Below are 23095 nucleotides of genomic sequence, written 5' to 3' on the forward strand. Positions count from 1 at the left end.
CTTTTTTATTGTTGTTTAAATTGTTTTATTACAGCTGTCCTTTACACCAACGGTCAATTAAATACCGGGCAATAGAATGTTTACCTGGAATTTGAGTGCCCTCACTTTCATCTCCCCAGTCGGCAAACTCAGCAATATCCTCTTTGGTGCACCACATGGCATGGGTTAATTCGTTGTGGTCAATATTTAGCGCATCATCTGAGACTTTCATATAAAAACCCAACATCAAAGAACTCGGAAATGGCCAAGGTTGGGAGGTAATATATTCTAGTGAGTCAACTTGTAAGCCAACTTCCTCAAATACTTCACGAATAGCACCTTCTTCAATCGACTCACCTGGATCGACAAACCCTGCTAACGTGGAAACTACTTGCCCACCAGTGCGTTGATGACCAGCAAGTAAACAGCGCTTAACGCCTTGGCTGTCTGTATGTTCAACCAACATGATCACCACAGGATCTGTTCTTGGGAACACCCACTTATTACACTCGTCGTTTGAACATTTTTTTGCATGTCCGCCCTCTCGCGTGATGAGTTCATTGCCACAGTAACCGCAGAACTGATGGCTAACATGCCAGTTAACCATGGCTTGAGCAAAACCACAAATTGCCGCATCGCTTGTAGACAATTGATTAATCGCAAATCTTAAATGTTGCCATGACGTCGCTGCTGTTTCTAGATTTAGCATTAACGTCGTTTGCTCAAGAGATTGCTCATCAAGATGGCTAAAATCAATAGTAAAACAAGCGGCTTTATCTTCATTGGCAAGACCTAAAAAAATCGCTTTGTTTACTGAAGATAGGAATCGTTTGACTTGTTGACATGTTAACTTGCCTAAACCACCAAGCGAAACCAACACCTTACCTTTATAAAGAGGAATAAAATAAGCGTTTTGTGCTTCAAGTTGTTGATTAATCCATTCGGCATTTTTACGTAAATTTTCACAGCGTAATAACGGCATTCCCGTTAAGCTAATGTTTGAATTAAGCATCGTCAGATTGTTCCTTGATATATTGATGCCAAGTTAAAGACCATGGCCCAAGCGGTGCAATAAGCTCAAATAACTCACGCCCTTTTGGTGTTAAACAGTACCCTTGCTCGCCACTTTCAACGAGATACAAAGCTTTTAACTCTTTTAAACGGGTATTTAACAAAGTAGGAGAAATACCGTCACAGGCTAATTGCAGGTTTCTAAATGTTCTGGGCTGCATACTTAATTGCCAAACGACGCCCATAGCCCATGTTCTGCCCAGTAAGTCAATAAGTGCCATTAAAGGCTTGCCCGTGGTTGAGCCTCTAACAGGCTGACCAGGAAAAGGAATTGCCATAAACCACCTCACTACAAATTATGTAGCATGCTACACTATTTGTAGTGAGGTGCAATAGTTGGAATTAACTTTTTATAAATCGTCAGATATATCGTCCGTTGATGGTTGCAGTTTTTTGGTGACTAAATTATCTCGCACATTCTTTTGCACGGTAATCGCAGCAAAACCACTTAAAACAAATGCCATGCCATAAAATCCTTTTTCACTTAGTGTTAAGTCAGCATTGTATAAGCCAATTACAAGTAACATTATTGCTACTAACGAAGATACCCAACACATTAACGTATATGGTTTTGATGTCGGTAAACTTTCAATTTTATCTCGCACCGTTTTTTGTAAAGAAACAAATGAAAACAAGCCAAATAACAAAACGGCAAAGTAGTAACCTTTTTCATTCAATGCCATTTGAGCGTTTAGCAATCCAACTAAATAAGATACAACCCCGGTAACTAGAACCGCTATCGATGTTAAAACAAATGCTCTGGTAGGTTGATTAATGATCATAAAAACTCCTTGTTACTGACATTGAGATCGTCATGTGAATGTAAAATCTGGGTTTACTATCAAACATAGAACACTATGAGTAAACCAAAATGTACAAGGAGCAGTTTTAATGAACTAAAAGTATTGGATTTATAAACTAGTTTATCTTTTTAATTGCTTGTACGCTGGATAAAGCCAGTAATTTTTTGCCAAGTTTGCTCAAACATAGGGTTAAAAGTTAATCGCTGCATATGTGGATACTTTTTAGTATTTTCACCCGTTACTTCACCCCGTTGATTATTGTCAGAGGTTTTACATTGCACAAAGTTGTTATCGTCAAGGATATGTTCACAATTTCGGTAGCTTCCACGTTGACCATAATGTAAGTTTGATGGCGCGTTGGTTGGTGAGGTATGAGCAATATCAACAATACTGTTACATGTTTGCTTATCACTACAGGCCATTTTAGTTATTGGCAAGCCACTAGGTATAGTTAACACCGCTTCTTTATCAGCATACAACACAAATTCATCTTTAGTTGCCGAACTTCGGTCTGAAAAGTTATGCCATGCCTCAAATAAATCTACTGTAGCTTGACTTGCAATGGTTTGATCAACATTGGATGTGGCAATAAACATAGGAATATCGGGCAACGACTTTTTAGCAAGTTTTTTTGCCGCAATACTGTTCATCAACTTATGGACTTGCGCGCCCGCGTTAAACGGAAAAGATTCATACTTGGCAAAATCAATGTCAGCGCCTTTACCCACATAGTCTACCCAAGGTATGTAATCTACATACTGAGCTAACCAAGCAAGATTTGATTTAGCTTTGCTTGCCGGTGACCAAAATAGTAATCCTTTGATTTTGTCATAGGATTGCTCATTTGCTTTTGCATTAACTAAATGATCGATGATCAATGCGCCACCAGTGGAAAATCCACCTAAATAGACTTGTTGGTAATCGTTTAACATTTGTTGAATTGCATAGCGGGTTGCAAGTTGCCAATCGCGGTAACTGGTATCAATCAGCGCTGATGGTGCGGTACCGTGTCCTGGAAGTAATAACGTTCTTACATTAATCCCTTCGTGATAAAACTTCGGCGCTAAATCGTGAAATAAATAGGGAGAATCTGTTAAACCATGGATCAATAATACCCCAACTTTATTGTTTCCAGCCTTGAGCTCAAAAGGCGACACTAAATCGCTCACCGTTAGGTTTTGAGCATTTTGCTGAGGATTAAGCAATTTAATGGTGTCGTTAAGTATTGGACACTTCATTTTTGCTTTGGGGTTTTTAGCCAAGATAAATTGTTGCGTTGTTGCTACATACTGTTGATAAGGCAAGTTCGAGTTAAAATCAAAAGGCTTTACCTCTGCAGAGAGCTCATTTAGATAAAGCTCCTTGTCTTTTATGTCTTTTATCACGCTGACATCGTTATTGATGTTAATACAATCAAAATCGTTACTGGCATTTGCTAAGGGGTTTAAGATCATCGAGGATAAACCAATGATCCATCGCCATTTATGGTTAATGTGCATGCAAATCAGTCCTTTATTCTGGTTTAGTGTTTACTGGCTTTCTAAATTGTTCAAAAAGTGACGGTTCCCACGGGCGCATGGCAAATAAAATTCCCATGTGCTTTCGTTTGTTAATGGGGAGAGACGCGTCTTCTAAATTAAGCTGTGCAGCTTCTTTGGTAATTTGGTTAAGTTTACGTTGAATGACAGTGATAGAGCCCTGTGAATAACGGCCTCTAAGATAAAACCTAAAACTGTCTTCGCCATCAAATTTACTGGCCATAAAACGATTCATCACTTCAGTTTCCATAAAACGTTCAAGCGGACCATTTTTTATCCAACGAAAGTCTTGAGCAATCAGTAATTTATAATTATTGTTTGGTAATAATTGAATAAGGTTAATTTTATCGAGTTTTGCCATTAACCGAATCGCTTCAAATTGATCAATGTCATAATGCTCAATAATGTCATCAAATGACCAAGCATCTCGTACACATACCGCCACAAGCAATAACTTAGGGTTATCAATCAATTCTTGCTCTTGCTCAAGGGTTAACTCAGTTAATTGCTCTTCTGTTTTTTCAACCATAGTGAAAAGATCAGATAAAGATAACTGTAAGATTTGGCAAAGCTCTTCCAAGCGCTGCAATGAAAAACTGCGTGATGCAAATAATCGTTTCACATTCGCTTCACTCATCTTCAATTGCTTAGCAACATCACGATAAGTTAATTTGCGTTGTTTTAGTAACAACTTTAACGTCTCTGTCACTTGTTTAATTTGGCTCATTTAACTTCCTTTTCCTAACTTGGTATAAAAATACAATACCAATAGACCAAAAAAATAATACATCACCATACTAAGTTTACAAAGCTAATACAGCTTTTTATTGTAGATAACGAATTGAATCACATTAAAAGGACATTTCAATGAACACATTAAAATCTTTAGCACTTGTTTCTCTTATCGCCATTTCTCCTTTATCTAACGCGCAAAACAGTGTTGAACATGCCAGTGCAGGCAGTAAACATTCACTGTTGGCCTCAGGTCATGGTTTGACTGCAAGTGGACAAGTAGCCAGTGCAGCCGTCGCAATTCCTGTTATTGCCGGCGCAAGTGTCGTGATTGCAAGTGCAGCCATTGCTGATGAAGTGGGAGATGCGCTAGTGCAAAGTGCAAGCAGCAAAAAGCAGGCAAAAGGAGCATTTGTTATTACCGAAATTACGGTAACCGCAGAGCCTAGCCCTGCCGAGGCAATGAAAGTTAAAAAACAACCTTAGTCACTAACTTAATAGTCATTAACTTTATGCAGCGGCCTATGTGCCGCTTGGAAAGTTTTCCATTGAAGGAGCATTTATGAAGCATTTACCCACGGTTTTACTTTTCATGGTTTTGTCTTTTGTTAGCAATATTACTCAAGCTGGTAGTGAGCAACACAGCAAAGCCAAGTTTGCTGCTCAAGACATCGCTAGCTTTGCCAAACAGGTAGAAAAGTTCGCCGCTGAAAAGCGCGCACATGCTTTTATTATCGGTCGACTGGGACAGCCTGCAGATGAGCTTCCAAAAGGCATTCAATTTACTCATACTGCCATTGCTATTTATTCAAAAATTAAATTGGCAAATGGTGATACCGCTTTTGGCTATGCTATTCATAACTTGTATCAAGATAGCAAAGCACCTGATAACAGTAATTTGGTGACTGACTACCCGGTAGATTTTTTTTGGGGTGCTCAAGAATTAAAAGCTGGCATCATTATTCCCGATGAAGCCCTGCAGTTGCGTATTGTAGAAGCAATCGAAAATGGCGTGAATAAGTCATTACACAATGCAAATTACTCCATCATTGCTAACCCATACAATAACCAATATCAAAACTGTACTGAACACACCTTAAATATTATTAATGCCGCCATTTATCAAACTGACGACATGCCAACAATTAAACAACGCACCAAGTCATTTTTTAAAGGACAAAAAGTGCACGTAAATCGGTTTAAACTGGCACTGGGTAATATGTTTGCCGATGGTGTTAGCACAAGTGATCACCAAGGAAAAATTCAAACGACCACCTTTACCAGCATTGCCCGTTATTTAGATGAATACAAATTGCTTAATAGCGCCATGGTCATTACCCCAACTCAAAGTAGCGCTTTATTTTAACGATTTTCCAATGAGATAGCGCTTGTTGCCTTCAGCATAAAGCGCTAACCTAGCATAAAGCTCCGTACTATATTTACCAACGGCGAACTCACTAAAGGAAGAGTCATGTCTAATCACGAAAAAATAAATTATATCGAACTACCAACGCGAAATATTAAAGCGGTAAAAGAGTTTTATGCCAATGTGTTTAACTGGCAGTTTACCGATTATGGCCCCGAATATACGGCGTTTAGTCAAGCAGGTATAGATGGTGGTTTTTTTGTTAGCGAGCGTTCATGCAATACCGCGCAAGGCAGCGCTTTAGTCGTGCTGTATAGTGACTCACTTGAACAAACTCAGGCCAAAATTGAACAAGCCGGCGGCACCATAGTGCAAGAGATTTTTTCATTCCCAGGCGGTCGTCGATTTCATTTTTCAGATCCAACAGGCAATGAACTTGCAGTATGGTCAGATAAAGGATTAGAAGACTAATTAAACGAACGTTTAGCCACTGCCGTTAACATTTTTGGCAGTGGCAAATTGTACCTGCAATGCTGTATAAATTTGAACAAAGTTAAATGAATATAAACCAAAATCTAGCCCTGCAAAGCTTAAAGCGCACACTTGAAAGTTATTACCCCATTAGTGAAAAAACATGGCAACAGTTTATCCCGCTGTGTCATTACCTAGAACTTGATGCACAACAAACCATCTACCGTTTGGGTGAATTACCAACAACTTACAGTTACGTTTATCAAGGACTGGTAAGAGGTTTTGTCACTGACGATAAAGCTAACGAATACAATAAAATATTTTTTAATGAAACCATGTTTCCCGGTGCCATGACCGCATTGTTAACCAATTCGCCAGCCCAAATTGCCTTTGAAACCATTGAACCGTGCAAACTTATTACCATTAACTTTAAAGGTTTTAGAAAGCTACTTGAACAAAGTGAAGACTTAAAGTTATTTCAAATTAATTACTTAGAAAAAAATTGGCTGCTTGCAAAAGATGCTAGAGAAACGGAAATTGTTCAACAAGAAGCGACTGAGCGCTACATCAAGTTTACTCAGCAAAGCCCTGAGTTAGCTGGGCGATTGCCACAATATCATATCGCCTCTCACCTCGGCATTACGCCAACACAGCTTAGTCGTATTCGAAAAAAAATCGCTGAAAATCAACCTATGTAAATGCCGAGTCAATTCACCTTGGATAAAGTACTCATATTGTAAAGACACAACAAATGAGCACACAAGATGAATATTTTAAATGCATTAAACTGGCGTTACGCTGTTAAACAATTTTCGAATGAAACAATTGCACAAACCGAAGTTGATGAATTGCTAGAGGCAATTCGATTAACTCCCTCTGCTTTTGGTTTGCAGCCATTTAAAACCCTAGTTATCACCAACAAAGCTATTCAACAATCATTAGTTGATAAAGCGTATGGTCAAGACAAAGTTTTACATTGCTCTCATTTATTGGTGTTGGCAAGTTTTAATGGCGAGCCTAATACCTTAGTTAATCAATATTTTGAACAAGTTTGCCAAACACAACTCATCTCACGTGAAAGCATTAGTGGCTACGAAAATCATATTAAAGACTACTTTTCTGGCCTTGAACATCATGAATTTGTGCATTGGTCAAAACAACAAACACACATAGCTCTGGGGAATTTACTGACGGTATGTGCGCTTAAATCAATTGATGCCTGCCCAATGACAGGGTTTGATCATCAAGCGTTTGACGATATTTTGGGTCTAGCTGACTTATCGTTAACTTCAACCGTAATAATCCCTATTGGCAAAAGAAGTGAGCAAGATGAAAACGCTCATAAAGCTAAAGTTCGTTATGCAAAACAAGACGTGGTATTGGAGTATGCCTAATGAACGCATTTGCCTTTTTAGCCTTGTTTGCGGGTGCTGCAATTGCAGTACAAGCAGCCCTCAACACAAAACTGGGTGTGATCACAAATAATACATTTTTTGCTACATCTGTCGCCTTTTTGGTTGCATTTATAACAACTTGTGCTGCTTTTTTGATTTTTATGAACGGTCTTCCGAATGTAAACACCCTTAGATCAGTCCCCGTTTATATGTGGTTTACAGGCGGCATGATCAGCGCATTAGGTGTTGGGTTATTTTATTTTTTGATCCCCAAAATGGGGGTTGGGCAAATGATGTCTTTTGCCTTAACAGGTCAATTGATCACAGCAATGATCATCAGTCATCAAGGCTGGCTAAATTTACCTGAGAAACCAATTGAAATTCAAAGTATTATTGGCGCAATTTTAATGATTTTTGGCGTCATTTTAGTTAACTGGAGTAAGTCACATGCCGCATAGTCTTCAAAATATCCATAATTTAACTGATCTTTGGTTAAACTACGGCGCGCAAAAATCAATGTCGAATGAACATTTCGATTTTTATTGTAGCCAACAATGGCCACACAGACATTGGTTTGATACCAATTCATCAATTGAATCAGTTGCCGAAAATGAAATCACCGAACTATTTCAACAAGCGCTTGAACAAAGTAAAGCGGGTGCCATTTTACCTATTTGGCAAATTCCCAATGTGCCACATAGCCAACATGCAAAACAGCAACTGATTAGAACCTTGCAAAATAATGGCTGGCAAGAGGCATTTCAGCAAAAAGCCATGTACATTGCTGCACATCAATTGGCTGCTGATACATCAAGGCAATCAACCTTGTCGTTAACTAAGGTAACAACAGCTGAAGATGTCGCTATTTGGAGTGATATAGGTTCACGTGCATTTAATTATGAAATTGACGTTAACGTGATCAACCATATCGTTAATCAACATAACTGCCATTTATATCTGGCGTGGCAAGGCACAACAGTTGTCGCAGGCGGCATGTTATTTAAAACAGGCAAAGTTGTTGGTTTACATCAAATGAGTGTCGATCCAAATTTTCAGGGACAAGGCATCGCCAAAATGTTTATGTACAACTTATTAGATTGTGCTTTAGAGCTTGGTGCAACTACGGTGACCTTACAAGCGTCACCAGCGGGATACCCGCTGTATCAAAAACTGGGTTTTATCGACCTATTTGATATTGTCAGTTACAAGAAAATAGCCGACGTTTAGTTGCATTTTTAACAAAATTACCGATTATTCAATTGGTATTATTTGTTAATGCAAAATACAATAGCGCCTTTTAGACAATAATATCTCTTTATGGCTCGAGTAAAGCGCATAGAAAAAGACTTCGGCTTTTTTGGCATTGGTATATTAAACAACGTAAGTGAACACAATATTGGCACTTTGTGGCGCTCAGCCTATATTCTGGGCGCTAGTTTTATTTTTACCATCGACAAAAAATACAAACCTTGTGGGGCCGACGTAGCCACAGCATGGACCAAGATCCCACTTTATCACTACAAAGACTTTGAAGATTTTAAGGCAAACTTGCCCTATTCCACAAAAATTGTAGCTTTAGAAATGGGTGAACGTTCCGTGGAAATTGAACACTATCAACACCCAGACAGAGCAGTATATTTATTGGGTAATGAACAATCAGGCTTACCTGCACATATAACTGAGCAATGCCATGATGTGGTAAAACTGCCAGGTGACTTTTCACTTAATGTCTCTGTTGCTGGCAGTATCGTCATGTATGACCGCATTCAAAAGTCGAAGTAGCGCGCTTATCGAATAAACAAAGTGTTTTGAACTTGTCTTATACCAATTAGCTTAAATATTTATGCTAAATGGTATTAATTAATCAACATATTTGAATGGATTGGTGTAAACACATCAACACAATTGATCAGGTTATTAGCCGTTAAAGCCTCTACACTAATAACCTGTGTCGTTATCGCATATTTTTGTTTAAGGTGTCGCATCAATAGCTCAAAATCACCGTCACCTGATAACAAAATGATGTGTTCTAGTTCAGCCGCAGCTTCCATCATATCTATAGTAATCCCAACGTCCCAATCACCTTTTGCACTACCGTCACTACGTTGGATAAACGGCTTGAGTTTTACGTTAAAACCAATATGTTTAAGTGCTTTTTGAAACTTATGTTGTTGATCATCCTGTCGTGCAATAGCGTAGGCGTTAGCACACACAATATCGTGGTTATAACTGAGATCTTTCCACAACTGGCGGTAATTAAATGGTTTAGCAAATTGCTCTTTAGTGGTGTAGTAGATATTTTGCACATCAACAAAAATCCCTGTTTTAATCATCTGTTATCCAGCAGTTATGGTTCACTCATGTTAATTATGGCAAACAGTCTACCTGAACAACTAACATCAACCTAAGTATTAATGACTAAATTTTTTGGCGTAATCGGTATGAATAACTAGACCAGTTTCACTAACTTCAATTTTAATTTGATGAACTATAATCTCGCTATCGGGCAATTTGATAACAAACATGCTTTTGTCCGTCATCTCTACCTCTTCATACGAATCGATTTCGAATGTCACACCTCTACCAACCTCAATGGACACGTCGTTATAGAATTCAGCAACGTCTCCCTTTTTATGAATTTTCACTTCTTGAGCTTTAATTTTGATGTTAGACGCGTATGAATTTGGTGTCTTTAGTAAAATATAACAGGCCAAAACTAATAACATTGTGGTAAACGATAGCACCTGGATATTACCCTTGCGCACTATTGTGGTCTGCGTATTGGCTGATTTGTTCAATGTTGACGGCTGTTCTTGGTATAAGCTATCAACTTTAATCTCAAAACAAGCAGCAAGGGACTTGATGGTTTCAAGTGAGCCCGTGCCATTATTTTCTACTCGTTGAATTGTTCGTAAACTTAAACCACTAACATCGGCTAAATGTTGCTGACTCCATGCTTTACTTTGTCGTTCTTTGATAATTTTTTCTGCGTTTAATTTCATGTCCATTTTTTGTTCTCACATTGTCACATTCACCATTCACAATGCAAAAACTTCCTAGTTTTGTATACGTCAACCTAACGACACTTTTACGCCAAACCAATGAAAATAAAGGGTGACGTAACATAGTCTTGAATTCGTCCTAACATTCAAGTGTATTTAAGCTTAGCTAAGCAAAAGCCTAAAATATCGTTATTCTGATAATTTGGCAATAAATGAACGCACAAAATTATGTTGCACTTGCAATATAATACAGTTAATTCTATGCTGTGCTTTCAAGAGCAAAAAGGATAATTATGAAAGCACACGATTCAACACCATTACAAGATTATATAGAATATCCTGTTGATGAAATGCTGACCCGTTCAGAGCAATTTTATCAAGATATCAAACGTCGCCATACCATCAGAAGTTTCAGTGATCGCCCCGTCCCGAAAGAAATCATTGAAAACTGTATCAAAGCTGCGGGTACAGCACCAAGTGGCGCGAATCATCAACCATGGCATTTTGTTGCAATTAGCGATAGTGAAGTAAAAAAACAAATTCGCCAGCAAGCTGAAGAACATGAGCGAAGCTTTTATGCTGGTCGCGCAGGCGAAGAATGGTTAGATGCGTTAAAGCCATTAGGCACAGACGATCAAAAACCTTACCTTGAACACGCGCCGTGGTTAATTGCTATTTTTAGTCAAAAGAAAGGTGGTATTCACGCTGAAGACAAAAATACCAATTACTACGTTCATGAATCAGTTGGTATCGCCACAGGTTTTTTAATTAACGCATTGCACTCTAGCGGATTAGTCACCTTAACCCATACGCCTAAACCTATGTCGTTTTTAAGCAAAGTATGTAACCGACCAGACAACGATAGACCGTACATGTTATTAATTGCAGGATATCCTGCAGACGACGCTACAGTGCCTCATCATGCATTAGTGAAAAAATCACTTGATGAGATTGCTACGTTTTTATAATACGTTGGTAACTCTGTGTTAAAGGGCAAATAAAAAGGAGGCATAGCCTCCTTTTTTAATGTTCGAATTGGATATCAGTGCATTTTTTTGCACAAATAATATGACCCAATTTATTTTTATCTGGCAGTTGAACTTGTAATTGCTGATAACATTGGGGACATTGAGTTACCTTGCCTATCAGTACCTTTTTTATAAAGTGTTTTTGTTGATGAAAACCATCAGCAGATTTTTTATTAAAGGCTTTTAATACGGATAAATCCATAACATTAGCTTTTCATCGAATGACAAAACCAGCCATCAAAGTGACCACCTAATGGCGCAGAGCTTTGCTCTAATAGTTGTTGATAGGCAGTAACGTTTTCGTAGGTAGCAGGCATTTCAGGATATGCGGTAATTTCCCACGGTAAATTTTCGTTGTCAGGATAAGGGCAAAATGACAGCTTTTGATTATTTTCCAACAATAACTGGCCATATTTTAAAGCTTGCTCTTCGTTGGCAAAAATAATTGAAAATTGAAACTCTCTCGAAACAGACAAATCATCACCTTGTTGCAACATACTCCACAAGGCATCTCCATGCTCATCTTCTGGAAACAAGTTTAAATCACGTTCCATTTTTATTGCTCATTGCTTAAAATAGCGTTTAGTTTATCGGGTTTAGCAATATTATTCAGTTTTTATTTACAAAACCCTCAAAGAAGTTGCACTGAATTATTTATGACAAAATTTGAACTTCACATTCCAATTACCACACAACAACAGAGCCTAGTTGAAGTTTTGTTAGCGGCCAGCCAGCCGCATGCACAATTGTCTGTTGGGCAGATTAAATCGGCCATTAATAAAGGGGCACTTTGGCTAAGCCGAGGTAAATCAACTACAAGGCTGCGCAAAGTTAAAAAGCCACTTCAGCTTAACGATACCCTGCACTTTTACTTTGACCAAAAAGTGCTTGAACAACAAGTAGAGCCTGCAATTGTCATTGCTGATTACACTGAATATTCTGTGTTGTATAAACCTTTTGGCATGTTATCACAAGGTAGTAAATGGAGTGATCACTGCACCATTACTCGCTGGGCGGAACAACATACAGTGCCACAACGCCCTGCCTTTTTGGTACATCGATTAGACAGAGCCGCATCGGGCCTTATCATGATTGCCCATAGTAAAAAAGCCGCTAAAGCACTTAGTCAAATGTTTGAGCAACGCCAGCTTTCGAAAACTTATCACATTATTTGCCACGGCCATTACCAATTAAAAGGTCACACTGAAACCCAATACGTAGACCAAAAGCCAGCGCTGAGTCACTTTAGTGCCTTAGCTTATCATCAAGAGGCCAATCTGAGCTTGGTTGAAGTGAAAATCGAAACAGGACGTAAACATCAAATTCGAATACATGCCGCGCACCAAGGATTCCCCGTGGTTGGCGATAGATTACATGGTAAAGGCGATTGCCAGAGTGAAGTAAATTTGCAGTTATGTGCGGTGAAACTCAGTTTTTCTTGTCCGATAACCACACAAGAAAAAGTGGTAGAGTTACCAACAGCGCTTAGACCAAATCTAGAGCAAATCGGTAACTCGATTACCTTAAATTGCTAAGGTGTATAACTGATTGCACTGTCTTCTAAAATATGAAGTACATCGCCAACTAAATGCTCAACACCCACTTTTTTCATAAGCGCTAAACCAATCTCGCGTTGCTCACGTGTTAATGCTTGGTACGGTAACCTAAAATTAGGCTCTACCGCCCCTGTCATCATTAAACTAGTATTGATCGCAATTGGATTAGGCTCGCTGAATAACCAATGCATTAGCTCCTGTAGAGATTCATTTAACGTAGGATCTGAGTCATCCATCAATTTACGCATTAAACCTGGTACTAAGTTAGAGGTAACAGAAATTACACCATGAGATCCAAATTGGTGTCTTCCCGCAAAACTTTCGTCGTCGTTTCCTGACCAACAAGCAATGCCTTTTTGCTCGTAATAAGCGATACGTTCATTACCAGCACATTCTTTCACACCAATAAAATTAGGGTGGTCAGCTATTTGCTCAATAATATTAGGTGTTAAATCTTGACCTGTTCTACCAGGTACGTTGTAGATAAATGCCGGACCAATTTCTAATACTTTATTAAAATGGGCGACTACCCCCTGATCTGAGGTGCGGCCATAATAAGGGTTAATTTGCAAAGCAGCATCCATTCCCATGGCAAAGCCATTTTCAGTCGCTTTGATTGCTTCACGAGTATTGTTACTGCCAGTATTACCAACAATAATTAATTCTTTACCGTATTGATGAACACTGTGGGCGATAAGCATTAAATGTTCTTCCCAGCTCAACAAGTGCCCTTCACCTGTAGTACCACCAACTATAATTCCGTCAACGCCCGCCTCTATTTGTTTAGCAACTAATTTATCGTATGTTGCTAAATCAATATCACCTTTATCATTGTATGGAGTTTTTATTGCCGTGATCAGGCTGGCGGATTGTATTTGTTTCATGAGACTCTCAAAAATATATTTGAATTAAATTCTAGAACTAACAGTGTGCGATATTATCAACTACACGCTTAAGTATAAACACTTCTTTACTAACAATATGCTGATATTTAAACTCTCGCGCGTCGATTTTTAAAACTTGGTAAGCGTGGTAATTGTTTTCATCTGCCATATCCATCGGTAAGGTTTCATCATCAATAACTTCTGCTTTTGCAATAGTAAAATGAATGTCTCCCACTAATCCCCAATCACCTAACTCAATGTTTTGCTGAATCAGATTGTTATCTTTGTCGTAAACAACAAAACTAAATTCGTATTCGCCATCAATCGACAACTGCGCCATTTCAGTGTGGATATCACCGTTAGGTTGAACATCGCTTCTAAACCAGTTACCAACTAACTGCTGACGATCAAACATTTTAATTACCAAATAAAAAAAATAAGTGGGCTATTCTACTGTTATTTAGATAGAAAAAAGCGGCTAGCGCCGCTTTTTTAGTTATATCATTTACGTGTTAGTTATCAATACTCACGCTACCATTAACTGTTTCAATGTTAATTCTTACACGACCATCACCAATAGTGCCTTCTAAACTGCGACCAATAAAGGCATTTTTCTTCGCTTCAAGACCAAAGTCATTGCGAATGCTACCATGCATGGTTTCCACCTCAATATCTGCACCAATTGCTTTAGGCAATACTAATTTCACGCGGCCGTTAACCGTTTCAACAGAGATATTTCGTAATGAGTCTGCAATACCCGCGTACTTAACTTCAATACCGCCATTAACCGATGTCACTTCACTGTCTTTGGTTAAACCACTAGCATCTATTGAACCATTAACTGTCGTCAACTTCATTTCACCTGACACATCTTCAATCACAATAGAACCATTGACTGACTCGACTTCAGACAACTTTGTGCCGTGCGGTAGTTTTACCTGATAGTTAACACTGCCTCCACTATTATTGCCCCAACTCGACTTTTTATATTGTGTTTCTACACTAACACCACGACTATTTTCCTTCATATCCACTTCAATGCGGTCACGAGCTTCTTGGTCTTTTGCTTGAATAATAGCGACAACTTGGATCTCGTTTTTATCCCAGCCTTGAACGTCTACTTCACCATTAACATTACTCAGTCTAAACTCTGCGCCTTCAGAGACAACAAAACTCTTTTTTACTTCATCACGAACGTCAGCAAATACTTGAAGTGATGTCGTTAATACAATGCCCGCTAAAATAATGTTTTTCATTATGATTTCCTTCAAATTCTCATTCTGTTTTTCTAGTTAGTTACCCTAGGTGATAAAAAGGTTTAAAAAAAACTTTTAACTCGTTACATTTAGCCTTCAAATTTCATCTAAGTTTAAGTTTATGTCCCATACTAACCTGCAGCTCCTGTTAACAGGTAACGAACTGATGACAGGCGATATCGTCGATTCTAACTCTGCCCTTATTGCAAAGTATTTAATGGATTTAGGCATTAAAGTAAACCGAAAAGTCACCATTGAAGATGATTTAGATTTGCTGGTCGCAGAAATTGTTCACATGAGTCACACTGCAGATGTATTGATTATTAATGGCGGCCTAGGCCCAACAACTGATGATTTAACCGCAGAAGCGTTAGCATTAGCATGCCAGCAACCTTTAGTTGAAAATCCAACGGCAAAACAACATTTAGCGCAATGGTGCAAACAGCGGGGTGTAGCGCTAAGTGCAGCTAATTTAAAACAAGCCTTGTTACCAGAAAGCGCGCAAGTAGTACATAACCCCCTTGGTAGTGCCGTAGGCTTTAAAGTATCACTTAATCAATGCACTATTATTTGTACCCCTGGCGTGCCAAGTGAACTTGAAGCCATGTTGACTGATTCAATTTTAACCACAATTAGCCAGCAAATAGGTAAAACTCAGCAACATCAAGTTAAACGTCTGTTAACGTTTGGCTTGGGTGAAGCAAAACTTCAACAATTAATATCTGACCAGTTTGCTGATTGGCCAAGTGAAGTATCCTTGGGGTATCGTGCAGCATCGCCTATGCTCGAAGTTAAGCTGATCATTAAAGATACCAGCCACCGTCCATTAATGAATGGTTGTTTCCAACAGTTAAAAACCTTGTTAGGCAATCACATTCTGACAGAAATCACACATCAGCCTCCAACAATGGCTGAATTAGTTTTAACGCTGTTAAAAGACAAAAACCAGACCATTACCACTGCTGAATCGTGCACAGGTGGGTTAATAGCAAGTTTAATTACGCGAATAGCAGGCTCATCTCAAGCTTTTGAAGCAGGATATGTCACCTATTCAAACGAAATTAAACATAAAGCGATTGGCGTAAAACAGCAAACCTTGGCACAACATGGCGCAGTTAGTGAAGCGGTTGTTAGAGAAATGGCGCTAGGTGCAATTCAAGCATCGGGTGCCGATTATGCTATTGCTGTGTCTGGCGTTGCAGGCCCTTCAGGTGGCAGTGAAGAAAAACCAGTTGGTTCAGTTTGGATAGCATGGGGCACAAGCGAAAATCTTAAAAGCCGTTACTTTTTAATCCAAGGAAATCGAGAATACTTTCAAAATATGGTAGCTAACAGAGCGTTAGATCTTATTCGCAGAGAATTATTAAGCTCGATAGAAACACCTTTTTACATGGAAAAGTAGCAATTAAAACCCAATAAGATAATCGTTTTGAATGTAGACACGACACATGTTATTTATTGCGTACTAAATCAAAACTTTATATATTTAAACTAAAGCACTATATTACCCTTTATCGTGCGCGAGATAAGCATTACAACAAATTAAATACAGATCTCGCCGATAATTAGCAAAGCTATATTTTAGCTGGGAGCTCATTTTGATTGAAAAAAACTTCATCACTAGTGGCAGAAATACCATTATTCATAAAATCCGTAAGTTTGATTTACTTATTGTTAATGGCCACCATCCGGTAGTTATCGTTAGTAACCGTGGTATCGGTATTTACAAAGGCGAGGTTCCTCACAAACGTTCAGATGCAAAAAAAGCGTATCAAGAAGTAGTTGATGTCGGTTCAACTGAGGTGTTTGGTGAAACTAAAACACTTATTTTTGTACAAGCATTAGACAACAAAGAATACAAAATTGATTACTCTAAAGCTGGCACTCCTAACTTTATTCGCATTCATCAAGAAAATTACATATAAATTAAGCCGTATTAGACAGAGATTTTTCGCGTGACAAAAGCAAGTTTAGTTCCAAATAAAAAGAATAATATCGACTTGGTATTGCAGCCGATTAAAGGTTCAGACATGATTGATGAGGCCAAGGTCAACGCGATGATAGAATCTTCCGAATACACCGCTTTATACGTTGACACAGGCAATATTAAAAATGCCATTGCTGAACTCAACAGTGTTTTAAAACCCTTACAAAATGGTCAAAGCGGTAGAGAAATTACCTACCAAGTCCTTGAGCGCAGAGATGCCACCATTTCCATAGAGTTAAGTTCAGATGAAATGAGCGCTTCAGCTGAAATAACGACAGCTCTTGGTGGAGCTCATTTAACTGCCAAGGCAATTTTTAATGCGGCAAAAGAAGCTGGTGTTATTAAAGGGTTTAGTAAAGAAGAGTTAGTTAAGTTAGCCCAACATGCAGCAAAAGAGCCGCCGGGCTCAATCGTCAAAGGACAAATCGCACTAGGCAAAGATGCCATTAACGGCAAAGACGCTAAAATTAAACAACTCGTTCAAAGTGCCCAGGAGCGGATTTTACAACCAAAACAACGTGAAGACGGCTCGGTTGATATGCGCGATCTGGGTGACATCATTTGTGTGAAAATTGGCGACCCTCTTGCGCAAAAAATCCCACTAACTGAAGGCATCCAAGGTTATTCAGTTACGGGTACGCCGCTTGAACCGAAGCCAGGTGAAGACTGCCAACTACAGGCAGGTGAAGGCACAACTCTTAGTCCTAAAAATAATGAGATATTAATATCTACTCGTGTCGGATTGCCCCGCCTTATTGATAACGGCATGCAGGTTGACGAAGTCTACCAAATTAAAAATGTAGACGTGAGTACCGGACACATTGATTTTGAAGGCAGTGTAATTATCGATGGTGATGTTTGTGAGGGCATGAAAGTAACGGCTCGCGGTGACATCACTGTTGGTGGCTTCGTAGAATCAGCTTTTATAGAGTCTGGTGGTGACATTACTATTGGTAGTGGCATTATAGGCAAAAAACAGGAAGTGGAAGGACATGCTATTGCCGATATTCACATGAGTGCCAATTTATCAGCCAAAGGCAGCATTTTTGCTAAATATTGTCAATACGCTGAAATATCTTGTAAAAATTTACGTATTGAAAATCAATTAATGCACAGTATTATCAGAGTGGATGAACGCCTCTGGGTTGGTACTGAAGATAAAGCTAATGGCAAACTGATTGCTGGCCACATTACAGCAGGCTCTTCGGTGCACGCAGGTACAGTTGGGGCCACGGCAGGTAGTACAACAATTATTACATTTGAACATAAATTAGCAGAACTAAACCAACAACTTGAGGCGCTAGATGAACGCATTGCGACTGAGAGCCAAAAGACTGATGAGTTGAAAGATGCCAGTAATAAATTGCGTAAATTGCCAAAGGATAAAGTAAACCCTGACATGCTTAATAAGGTATTAAGTACTTATCGTCACCAGGCAAGTGTGCTTGCAGATCTGCTAAACGAAAAGGAAATTTTTGAAGAAGAAATTCAACAATACCTGTCAAGTGTTGTAGTAGAGGCAACTGAACGCGTATATCACGGTGTTCAAATGATTGTTGGCGACTTTCAGGAAAAAACTAAACGCGAGTATGGTCCCAGTAAGTTGCGATATAAAGAACGTAAAATAATAATAGACCCAATCGTTACTAGCTCATGAAACAATTAAACTTTAATCAAGCTATACTTGCCTGCGCTGTCAGTGCAATAGCATTGTCATCTACACAAGCGTCAGCTAATGCACATTGTGACATTAATTTTAGACATGGCGTGATAATTGACCCTTTACATATTCGCATTCTTGAACAGGGTATTACCTTTGTTCAAATCAATCATGATAGACAGCTATTTGTTCAAGGTAGAGAAGTTTATCTATCGGATCAACAAACGCATTTAGTAAAACAATATGCGACAGGGATCAGAGAACAAGTTCCTGAAATTGTTTCTATTGCTATCGAAAGTGTTGATGTTGGCCTAAATGCTGTTAACAAAGTAGTTGCTAGTGTTACTGGAGAAAACAGCTCTTCGCACCAACGCTTACAGAAAAAGTTTGATGAATTACAATGGCGGCTGAAAAAGCGTTTTAAACATTCTGATGACAGTTTTTACATAGCACCACAAGATTTTGACGAACTGGAAGAAGTATTTGCTGGCGCCTTTGAACAAGAAATTGAAGCACTGGTTACTGAATCTATCGGTACTATGTTAGGTGCCGTAGGACAAGCAATTGAAGATACAAGAGAGAATAACGAGCGACGCGAAGAAAGCTTTGAACAACGCATGGAAAGTATGGGTGATGTACTAGAGCTAGAAATATCGTCTGACGTTAACATCGTTGAACAAAAAACTATCGAGATTTGTGAAAAGTTAATTGCTCTAGATAGTATCGAAACTGCGTTAAATGAAAATATAGACCAGTTATCTTCGTTTAATTTAATACAAGCTCACTAACACTTTGACCGTTCAACGTTGTTGAGCGGTTACCTCCATCATACCTATTTCTTACTTAAATTTACTCTATCTAAATTTGAGCAATCCTATCGTTAACATTAGAAGCTAAAAAGGCATTACTTTACGAAGCTGAGGTTATTTACTTGAGTAGTTTAGCTTTAAATTATCCTCAACTTGAGTGCAGCCCCCTTATCATGCAAATTATTCATAGAACAATGAAATAAAATCAATTTTATTCATGTAAGCATCAACGTATAAATCACACCATACATTTAATTCATATTTTAGTTATTTAAAAAACACTGAGTATTTGGTTATACACACTCGTGCTTTTCGTAGATTTAAGGATGACAAGTCGACATGAATACAGATTTTACTTTTACCATCAAAAATCATCGCCTTGATGAAAATTATCGTCCATCAGACAGTACTCGCATTACCACAAATTTTGCTAACTTAGCGCGAGGTAAAAGTCGTCAGCAAAACCTGCGCAATGCATTGAAGATGATCAATAACAGTTTTAACGCACGAGCTTTTTGGGATAATCCAACAAGAGATCGCTATTCTGTAGAGTTAGAAATTGTTTCGGTTGATCTTGATATTCAAGGCACTAATCAAGCCTTCCCTTCCATTGAAGTGTTAAAAAACACAATTGTTGACCACCTTACCAATGAGCGTATTGAAGGCATTGTTGGCAATAATTTTTCTTCTTACGTAAGAGATTATGATTTTAGCGTATTACTGCTTGATCATAATAAGGATCAACAATCTTTTAGTGTTCCGGATAACTTTGGCGACCTGCACGGCAAACTCTTTAAACTGTTTGTTAACTCAGCAGCCTATAAGCAACACTTTAAAAAAGCCCCCGTTATTTGTTTAAGTGTATCGGATAACAAAATTTATCATCGTACGGAAAATCAACATCCGGTATTAGGCTATGAATATCGTGCTAATGAATCGTCATTAACCGAACACTATTTCAAAAAAATGGGCTTAAAGGTGCGTTATTTTATGCCGCCAAATAGCGTAGCTCCGCTGGCTTTTTATTTCTTTGGTGACTTACTTAATGATTACACCAACCTTGAGCTGATCAGTACCATTAGCACCATGGAAACGTTTCAAAAGATTTATCGACCTGAAATTTACAACGCAAACGCCGTTGCAGGAAATTGTTATCAGCCTAATTTAAAAAACCAAGATCATTCGTTAACACAAATTGTTTATGACCGTGAAGAGCGCAGTGCATTAGCGATTAAACAAGGCAAGTTTGCCGAAGAACATTTTATAAAGCCCTACCAGTCATTGTTAGAGCAATGGTCAGCCAATTACGCCTAATCGCATTAAAAAACAAGGGATAGCAGCATTTATCATGAAAATTTTATTACCGACTTCAACGGCTGGCAGTTTGCCAAAACCCTCTTGGTTAGCAGAGCCAGAAAAACTTTGGTCACCTTGGAAACTCCAAGATGACCACTTATCGGCTGGAAAACAAGATGCCTTACGTATTGCGTTAAACGAACAACAACAAGCTAACATTGATATCGTCAGTGATGGTGAACAAACACGTCAGCATTTTGTAACTACTTTTATTGAACACCTTGATGGGGTTGATTTTGAACAGCGAAAAACGGTAAAAATTCGCGATCGCTATGAGGCAGATGTGCCCACTGTTGTTGGCCCTGTTAGTCGCCCAAAACCTGTATTTATTGAAGATGCGAAGTTTCTTCGCCAGCAAACAAATCAGCCAATAAAATGGGCACTTCCCGGGCCCATGACCATGGTTGATACCTTATATGACGCTCATTACAAAAGTCGTGAACAACTGGCTTGGCAGTTTGCCAAAATTCTCAACCAAGAAGCAAAAGAACTAGAAGCCGTTGGTGTTGATATCATTCAATTTGACGAACCAGCATTTAATGTGTTTTTTGACGAAGTTAACGATTGGGGCATTGCGGCACTCGAAAGAGCCATAGAAGGATTAAACTGTGAAACCGCCGTTCACATTTGTTACGGTTACGGCATTAAAGCCAATACCGATTGGAAAAAAACGTTAGGGACTCAATGGCGTCAATACGAAGAAGTGTTCCCAAAATTGGCACAATCGAATATTGATATCATTTCCCTAGAATGCCACAACTCTCATGTCCCTATTGAGTTGCTTGAATTGGTTCGTGGTAAAAAAATTATGGTCGGTGCTATCGATGTTGCCTCAAATACCATAGAAACGCCGGAAGAAGTCGCGTCAACACTGCGTAAAGCATTAAATTATGTCGATGCTGACAAGCTTTATCCTTGCACAAACTGTGGCATGGCACCGTTATCTCGTGAAGTAGCAAGAGCTAAGCTTAACGCCTTAAGTGCTGGGGCAAATATCGTTCGTCAGGAATTAGTAAGCCAAATTTAATCTTAAACACAGTGACACAAATGCGAATAAAAAAATTGCAGCGCAATTGTGTCACCACTTCGTTGCCACCTTTCACATTTAATGCCGCTTTATCAAAATGTTAGAGATTCAACTTTATTTGAAGCTCTTAGCTGATAAAATCGAGCTCAATATTTAAATTGGAGTTAACCAATGTTAGAGAGAATTCATTTAGAAATTCTATCGGCAATTAAAGAACATGGAACCCTGACAAAAGCCGCAGACGCATTGCACCTGTCGCAATCTGCTCTTAGCCACAGTATAAAAAAACTTGAGGGGCAGCTATCAACAACCATTTGGCAAAAAGATGGTAGAACATTGCGCCTTACCGCTGCGGGTGAACGTATCCAAAATCTAGCAAACAGAGTGTTACCCCAGTTTTCACACACAGAATTACTATTAAGCCAAATAGCCAAAGGCGAAAGAGGTTCGCTGCGTATTGGCATGGAATGCCACCCTTGCTACCAATGGCTATTAAGAGTCATCCAACCATACTTGGGCCAGTGGCCTGACATTGATATTGATGTAAAACAAGAGTTTCAGTTTGGTGCATTAGGTGCGTTATTGAGTTATGAAATAGACTTGATCATCACCCCCGATCCTTTATTTAAGCCAAAAATTCAATACATTCCGGTTTTTGATTATGAACATCGCTTAGTGGTTGCTGCATCTCATCCACTTGCTAAGCAAGACTCTGTATTACCTACACAACTTAGCAACGAAGTGCTATTTAGTTACCCGGTCGAACCTAAACGCTTAGATATTTTTAGCCAATTTCTAGATCCTGCAAAATGCACGGTAAAACAACACAAAGTCATAGAAACGACTGAAATCATGTTACAAATGGTTGCTGCTGGCCGAGGCATTTGCGCCCTACCTGGTTGGTTAGTTGATGAGTATTCAAAAACAATGTCCATTAAAAGCCTGCGTTTTGGTCAACATGGCATTGCTAAACAAATTTTTATTGGTCTGCGTAAAGACGAACAACATCTAGGATATTTAACCGACTTTGTTGAGCTAGCGAAAATCACGCAGTAGTAGCTTAGCTCACATTTGTACATCTAGATTGATAACACAACAGCCAGTAGCCGACTTGGCGCTCCGTGTTGCAAATAACGTAAAGTCACCTCTAGCACTCGTTACCTTATTTTCAGTTAG

General features: G+C 38.8%; 29 protein-coding genes. 17 read left to right on the forward strand and 12 right to left on the reverse strand.

Going from position 1 to position 23095, the window contains the following annotated elements; genetic code table 11:
* Positions 1–28: 28 nt before the first annotated feature.
* From nudC to IE199_RS13070, 5 genes are all read right to left on the reverse strand, one after another.
* Positions 29–991 carry an NAD(+) diphosphatase gene (gene nudC, locus IE199_RS13050; protein WP_189771190.1) on the reverse strand — a complete coding sequence of 321 codons (963 nt, stop codon included), beginning with the start codon at positions 989–991 and terminating at the stop codon, positions 29–31.
* Positions 984–1328 (reverse strand): winged helix-turn-helix transcriptional regulator, encoded by a 345-nt coding sequence (locus IE199_RS13055; protein WP_189771192.1) that lies wholly within the window; start codon positions 1326–1328, stop codon positions 984–986. The genes nudC and IE199_RS13055 overlap by 8 nt, the downstream gene beginning before the upstream one ends.
* A 72-nt stretch (positions 1329–1400) precedes the next feature.
* Positions 1401–1832, reverse strand: coding sequence for an inner membrane protein YiaA (gene yiaA / locus IE199_RS13060; protein ID WP_189771194.1), 432 nt, complete (start codon positions 1830–1832; stop codon positions 1401–1403).
* A gap of 149 nt (positions 1833–1981) precedes the next feature.
* Positions 1982–3352 (reverse strand): alpha/beta hydrolase, encoded by a 1371-nt coding sequence (locus IE199_RS13065; RefSeq protein WP_189771196.1) that lies wholly within the window; start codon positions 3350–3352, stop codon positions 1982–1984.
* A gap of 13 nt (positions 3353–3365) precedes the next feature.
* Positions 3366–4118, reverse strand: coding sequence for a helix-turn-helix domain-containing protein (locus IE199_RS13070; RefSeq protein WP_189771198.1), 753 nt, complete (start codon positions 4116–4118; stop codon positions 3366–3368).
* Between the two features lie 140 nt (positions 4119–4258).
* On the opposite strand from IE199_RS13070, the gene IE199_RS13075 reads away from it, so the two are divergent.
* The 8 genes from IE199_RS13075 (at position 4259) to IE199_RS13110 (ending at position 9136) form a co-directional block, all read left to right on the forward strand.
* Positions 4259–4609 carry a hypothetical protein gene (locus tag IE199_RS13075; protein ID WP_189771200.1) on the forward strand — a complete coding sequence of 117 codons (351 nt, stop codon included), beginning with the start codon at positions 4259–4261 and terminating at the stop codon, positions 4607–4609.
* 76 nt (positions 4610–4685) lie between these two features.
* Positions 4686–5489 (forward strand): DUF2145 domain-containing protein, encoded by an 804-nt coding sequence (locus tag IE199_RS13080; RefSeq protein WP_189771202.1) that lies wholly within the window; start codon positions 4686–4688, stop codon positions 5487–5489.
* Positions 5490–5594: 105 nt separating this feature from the next.
* Positions 5595–5960 carry a VOC family protein gene (locus IE199_RS13085; RefSeq protein ID WP_189771204.1) on the forward strand — a complete coding sequence of 122 codons (366 nt, stop codon included), beginning with the start codon at positions 5595–5597 and terminating at the stop codon, positions 5958–5960.
* An 86-nt stretch (positions 5961–6046) separates the two neighbouring features.
* Positions 6047–6658 carry a Crp/Fnr family transcriptional regulator gene (locus tag IE199_RS13090; RefSeq protein WP_189771206.1) on the forward strand — a complete coding sequence of 204 codons (612 nt, stop codon included), beginning with the start codon at positions 6047–6049 and terminating at the stop codon, positions 6656–6658.
* Positions 6659–6724: 66 nt separating this feature from the next.
* Entirely contained in the window at positions 6725–7354 is a 630-nt protein-coding gene (locus tag IE199_RS13095) for an NAD(P)H-dependent oxidoreductase (protein WP_189771208.1), read from the forward strand.
* Positions 7354–7812 carry a DMT family transporter gene (locus IE199_RS13100; RefSeq protein WP_189771210.1) on the forward strand — a complete coding sequence of 153 codons (459 nt, stop codon included), beginning with the start codon at positions 7354–7356 and terminating at the stop codon, positions 7810–7812. Before IE199_RS13095 ends, IE199_RS13100 begins: the two co-directional genes overlap by 1 nt.
* Positions 7802–8581, forward strand: coding sequence for a GNAT family N-acetyltransferase (locus IE199_RS13105; RefSeq protein WP_189771211.1), 780 nt, complete (start codon positions 7802–7804; stop codon positions 8579–8581). Before IE199_RS13100 ends, IE199_RS13105 begins: the two co-directional genes overlap by 11 nt.
* 90 nt (positions 8582–8671) lie before the next feature.
* Positions 8672–9136: an RNA methyltransferase gene (locus IE199_RS13110; protein WP_189771214.1), complete on the forward strand. Its 465-nt coding sequence runs from the start codon at positions 8672–8674 to the stop codon at positions 9134–9136.
* 74 nt (positions 9137–9210) lie between these two features.
* Here the strand turns inward: IE199_RS13110 and IE199_RS13115 are convergent, their stop codons facing one another.
* Together IE199_RS13115 and IE199_RS13120 are read right to left on the reverse strand one after the other, a co-directional pair.
* Positions 9211–9687, reverse strand: a complete 477-nt coding sequence (locus IE199_RS13115; protein WP_189771216.1) for a LabA-like NYN domain-containing protein — start codon at positions 9685–9687, stop codon at positions 9211–9213.
* Between the two features lie 78 nt (positions 9688–9765).
* On the reverse strand, positions 9766–10362 hold the full coding sequence (locus IE199_RS13120) for a helix-turn-helix transcriptional regulator (RefSeq protein WP_229854707.1): 597 nt from the start codon (positions 10360–10362) through the stop codon (positions 9766–9768).
* Positions 10363–10649: 287 nt separating this feature from the next.
* On the opposite strand from IE199_RS13120, the gene IE199_RS13125 reads away from it, so the two are divergent.
* On the forward strand, positions 10650–11324 hold the full coding sequence (locus tag IE199_RS13125; RefSeq protein WP_189771218.1) for a nitroreductase family protein: 675 nt from the start codon (positions 10650–10652) through the stop codon (positions 11322–11324).
* A 55-nt stretch (positions 11325–11379) separates the two neighbouring features.
* On the opposite strand, the gene IE199_RS13130 is transcribed toward IE199_RS13125, so the two are convergent.
* Both IE199_RS13130 and IE199_RS13135 read right to left on the reverse strand, forming a co-directional pair.
* Positions 11380–11586 (reverse strand): hypothetical protein, encoded by a 207-nt coding sequence (locus IE199_RS13130; protein ID WP_189771220.1) that lies wholly within the window; start codon positions 11584–11586, stop codon positions 11380–11382.
* Between the two features lie 4 nt (positions 11587–11590).
* Complete coding sequence (locus IE199_RS13135; protein ID WP_189771222.1) at positions 11591–11938, reverse strand: ribonuclease E inhibitor RraB; 348 nt, start codon at positions 11936–11938, stop codon at positions 11591–11593.
* 102 nt (positions 11939–12040) lie between these two features.
* Here IE199_RS13135 and IE199_RS13140 point away from each other — a divergent pair, with 102 nt between their 5' ends.
* Positions 12041–12919: an RluA family pseudouridine synthase gene (locus IE199_RS13140; protein ID WP_189771224.1), complete on the forward strand. Its 879-nt coding sequence runs from the start codon at positions 12041–12043 to the stop codon at positions 12917–12919.
* On the opposite strand, the gene dapA is transcribed toward IE199_RS13140, so the two are convergent.
* The 3 genes from dapA to IE199_RS13155 form a co-directional block, all read right to left on the reverse strand.
* Positions 12916–13824: a 4-hydroxy-tetrahydrodipicolinate synthase gene (gene dapA / locus IE199_RS13145; protein WP_189771226.1), complete on the reverse strand. Its 909-nt coding sequence runs from the start codon at positions 13822–13824 to the stop codon at positions 12916–12918. The two genes, IE199_RS13140 and dapA, sit on opposite strands and share 4 nt — an antisense overlap.
* A gap of 37 nt (positions 13825–13861) precedes the next feature.
* The gene (locus tag IE199_RS13150; RefSeq protein ID WP_189771228.1) at positions 13862–14239 is read right to left on the reverse strand and encodes a hypothetical protein; all 378 of its coding nucleotides are present in this window, start codon (positions 14237–14239) and stop codon (positions 13862–13864) included.
* 97 nt (positions 14240–14336) lie between these two features.
* Positions 14337–15080, reverse strand: a complete 744-nt coding sequence (locus IE199_RS13155) for a DUF4097 family beta strand repeat-containing protein (protein ID WP_189771230.1) — start codon at positions 15078–15080, stop codon at positions 14337–14339.
* 121 nt (positions 15081–15201) lie between these two features.
* Here IE199_RS13155 and IE199_RS13160 point away from each other — a divergent pair, with 121 nt between their 5' ends.
* From IE199_RS13160 to IE199_RS13190, 7 genes are all read left to right on the forward strand, one after another.
* On the forward strand, positions 15202–16482 hold the full coding sequence (locus IE199_RS13160; RefSeq protein ID WP_189771232.1) for a CinA family nicotinamide mononucleotide deamidase-related protein: 1281 nt from the start codon (positions 15202–15204) through the stop codon (positions 16480–16482).
* 196 nt (positions 16483–16678) lie between these two features.
* The gene (locus IE199_RS13165; protein WP_189771233.1) at positions 16679–17005 is read left to right on the forward strand and encodes a hypothetical protein; all 327 of its coding nucleotides are present in this window, start codon (positions 16679–16681) and stop codon (positions 17003–17005) included.
* 30 nt (positions 17006–17035) lie between these two features.
* Positions 17036–18724: a flagellar assembly protein A gene (locus IE199_RS13170; RefSeq protein WP_189771235.1), complete on the forward strand. Its 1689-nt coding sequence runs from the start codon at positions 17036–17038 to the stop codon at positions 18722–18724.
* Positions 18721–19515: a DUF2884 family protein gene (locus tag IE199_RS13175; RefSeq protein WP_189771237.1), complete on the forward strand. Its 795-nt coding sequence runs from the start codon at positions 18721–18723 to the stop codon at positions 19513–19515. Before IE199_RS13170 ends, IE199_RS13175 begins: the two co-directional genes overlap by 4 nt.
* A 360-nt stretch (positions 19516–19875) precedes the next feature.
* Positions 19876–20850 (forward strand): DUF1852 domain-containing protein, encoded by a 975-nt coding sequence (locus IE199_RS13180; protein ID WP_189771239.1) that lies wholly within the window; start codon positions 19876–19878, stop codon positions 20848–20850.
* Positions 20851–20884: 34 nt separating this feature from the next.
* Positions 20885–21919, forward strand: a complete 1035-nt coding sequence (locus IE199_RS13185) for a methionine synthase (RefSeq protein ID WP_189771241.1) — start codon at positions 20885–20887, stop codon at positions 21917–21919.
* A gap of 171 nt (positions 21920–22090) precedes the next feature.
* Positions 22091–22975, forward strand: a complete 885-nt coding sequence (locus IE199_RS13190) for a LysR family transcriptional regulator (RefSeq protein ID WP_189771243.1) — start codon at positions 22091–22093, stop codon at positions 22973–22975.
* The last annotated feature ends 120 nt before the right edge of the window (positions 22976–23095 follow it).

The sequence above is a fragment of the Thalassotalea marina genome, assembly GCF_014656435.1.
GTDB lineage: Bacteria > Pseudomonadota > Gammaproteobacteria > Enterobacterales > Alteromonadaceae > Thalassotalea_C > Thalassotalea_C marina.

What these genes read in the sequence shown, in the direction of transcription:
- nudC (WP_189771190.1), bottom strand. Translation starts at nt 991, where the DNA reads ATGCTTAATTCAAACATTAGCTTAACGGGAATGCCGTTATTACGCTGT.
- IE199_RS13055 (WP_189771192.1), bottom strand. Translation starts at nt 1,328, where the DNA reads ATGGCAATTCCTTTTCCTGGTCAGCCTGTTAGAGGCTCAACCACGGGC.
- yiaA (WP_189771194.1), bottom strand. Translation starts at nt 1,832, where the DNA reads ATGATCATTAATCAACCTACCAGAGCATTTGTTTTAACATCGATAGCG.
- IE199_RS13065 (WP_189771196.1), bottom strand. Translation starts at nt 3,352, where the DNA reads ATGCACATTAACCATAAATGGCGATGGATCATTGGTTTATCCTCGATG.
- IE199_RS13070 (WP_189771198.1), bottom strand. Translation starts at nt 4,118, where the DNA reads ATGAGCCAAATTAAACAAGTGACAGAGACGTTAAAGTTGTTACTAAAA.
- IE199_RS13075 (WP_189771200.1), top strand. Translation starts at nt 4,259, where the DNA reads ATGAACACATTAAAATCTTTAGCACTTGTTTCTCTTATCGCCATTTCT.
- IE199_RS13080 (WP_189771202.1), top strand. Translation starts at nt 4,686, where the DNA reads ATGAAGCATTTACCCACGGTTTTACTTTTCATGGTTTTGTCTTTTGTT.
- IE199_RS13085 (WP_189771204.1), top strand. Translation starts at nt 5,595, where the DNA reads ATGTCTAATCACGAAAAAATAAATTATATCGAACTACCAACGCGAAAT.
- IE199_RS13090 (WP_189771206.1), top strand. Translation starts at nt 6,047, where the DNA reads ATGAATATAAACCAAAATCTAGCCCTGCAAAGCTTAAAGCGCACACTT.
- IE199_RS13095 (WP_189771208.1), top strand. Translation starts at nt 6,725, where the DNA reads ATGAATATTTTAAATGCATTAAACTGGCGTTACGCTGTTAAACAATTT.
- IE199_RS13100 (WP_189771210.1), top strand. Translation starts at nt 7,354, where the DNA reads ATGAACGCATTTGCCTTTTTAGCCTTGTTTGCGGGTGCTGCAATTGCA.
- IE199_RS13105 (WP_189771211.1), top strand. Translation starts at nt 7,802, where the DNA reads ATGCCGCATAGTCTTCAAAATATCCATAATTTAACTGATCTTTGGTTA.
- IE199_RS13110 (WP_189771214.1), top strand. Translation starts at nt 8,672, where the DNA reads ATGGCTCGAGTAAAGCGCATAGAAAAAGACTTCGGCTTTTTTGGCATT.
- IE199_RS13115 (WP_189771216.1), bottom strand. Translation starts at nt 9,687, where the DNA reads ATGATTAAAACAGGGATTTTTGTTGATGTGCAAAATATCTACTACACC.
- IE199_RS13120 (WP_229854707.1), bottom strand. Translation starts at nt 10,362, where the DNA reads ATGGACATGAAATTAAACGCAGAAAAAATTATCAAAGAACGACAAAGT.
- IE199_RS13125 (WP_189771218.1), top strand. Translation starts at nt 10,650, where the DNA reads ATGAAAGCACACGATTCAACACCATTACAAGATTATATAGAATATCCT.
- IE199_RS13130 (WP_189771220.1), bottom strand. Translation starts at nt 11,586, where the DNA reads ATGGATTTATCCGTATTAAAAGCCTTTAATAAAAAATCTGCTGATGGT.
- IE199_RS13135 (WP_189771222.1), bottom strand. Translation starts at nt 11,938, where the DNA reads ATGGAACGTGATTTAAACTTGTTTCCAGAAGATGAGCATGGAGATGCC.
- IE199_RS13140 (WP_189771224.1), top strand. Translation starts at nt 12,041, where the DNA reads ATGACAAAATTTGAACTTCACATTCCAATTACCACACAACAACAGAGC.
- dapA (WP_189771226.1), bottom strand. Translation starts at nt 13,824, where the DNA reads ATGAAACAAATACAATCCGCCAGCCTGATCACGGCAATAAAAACTCCA.
- IE199_RS13150 (WP_189771228.1), bottom strand. Translation starts at nt 14,239, where the DNA reads ATGTTTGATCGTCAGCAGTTAGTTGGTAACTGGTTTAGAAGCGATGTT.
- IE199_RS13155 (WP_189771230.1), bottom strand. Translation starts at nt 15,080, where the DNA reads ATGAAAAACATTATTTTAGCGGGCATTGTATTAACGACATCACTTCAA.
- IE199_RS13160 (WP_189771232.1), top strand. Translation starts at nt 15,202, where the DNA reads ATGTCCCATACTAACCTGCAGCTCCTGTTAACAGGTAACGAACTGATG.
- IE199_RS13175 (WP_189771237.1), top strand. Translation starts at nt 18,721, where the DNA reads ATGAAACAATTAAACTTTAATCAAGCTATACTTGCCTGCGCTGTCAGT.
- IE199_RS13180 (WP_189771239.1), top strand. Translation starts at nt 19,876, where the DNA reads ATGAATACAGATTTTACTTTTACCATCAAAAATCATCGCCTTGATGAA.
- IE199_RS13185 (WP_189771241.1), top strand. Translation starts at nt 20,885, where the DNA reads ATGAAAATTTTATTACCGACTTCAACGGCTGGCAGTTTGCCAAAACCC.
- IE199_RS13190 (WP_189771243.1), top strand. Translation starts at nt 22,091, where the DNA reads ATGTTAGAGAGAATTCATTTAGAAATTCTATCGGCAATTAAAGAACAT.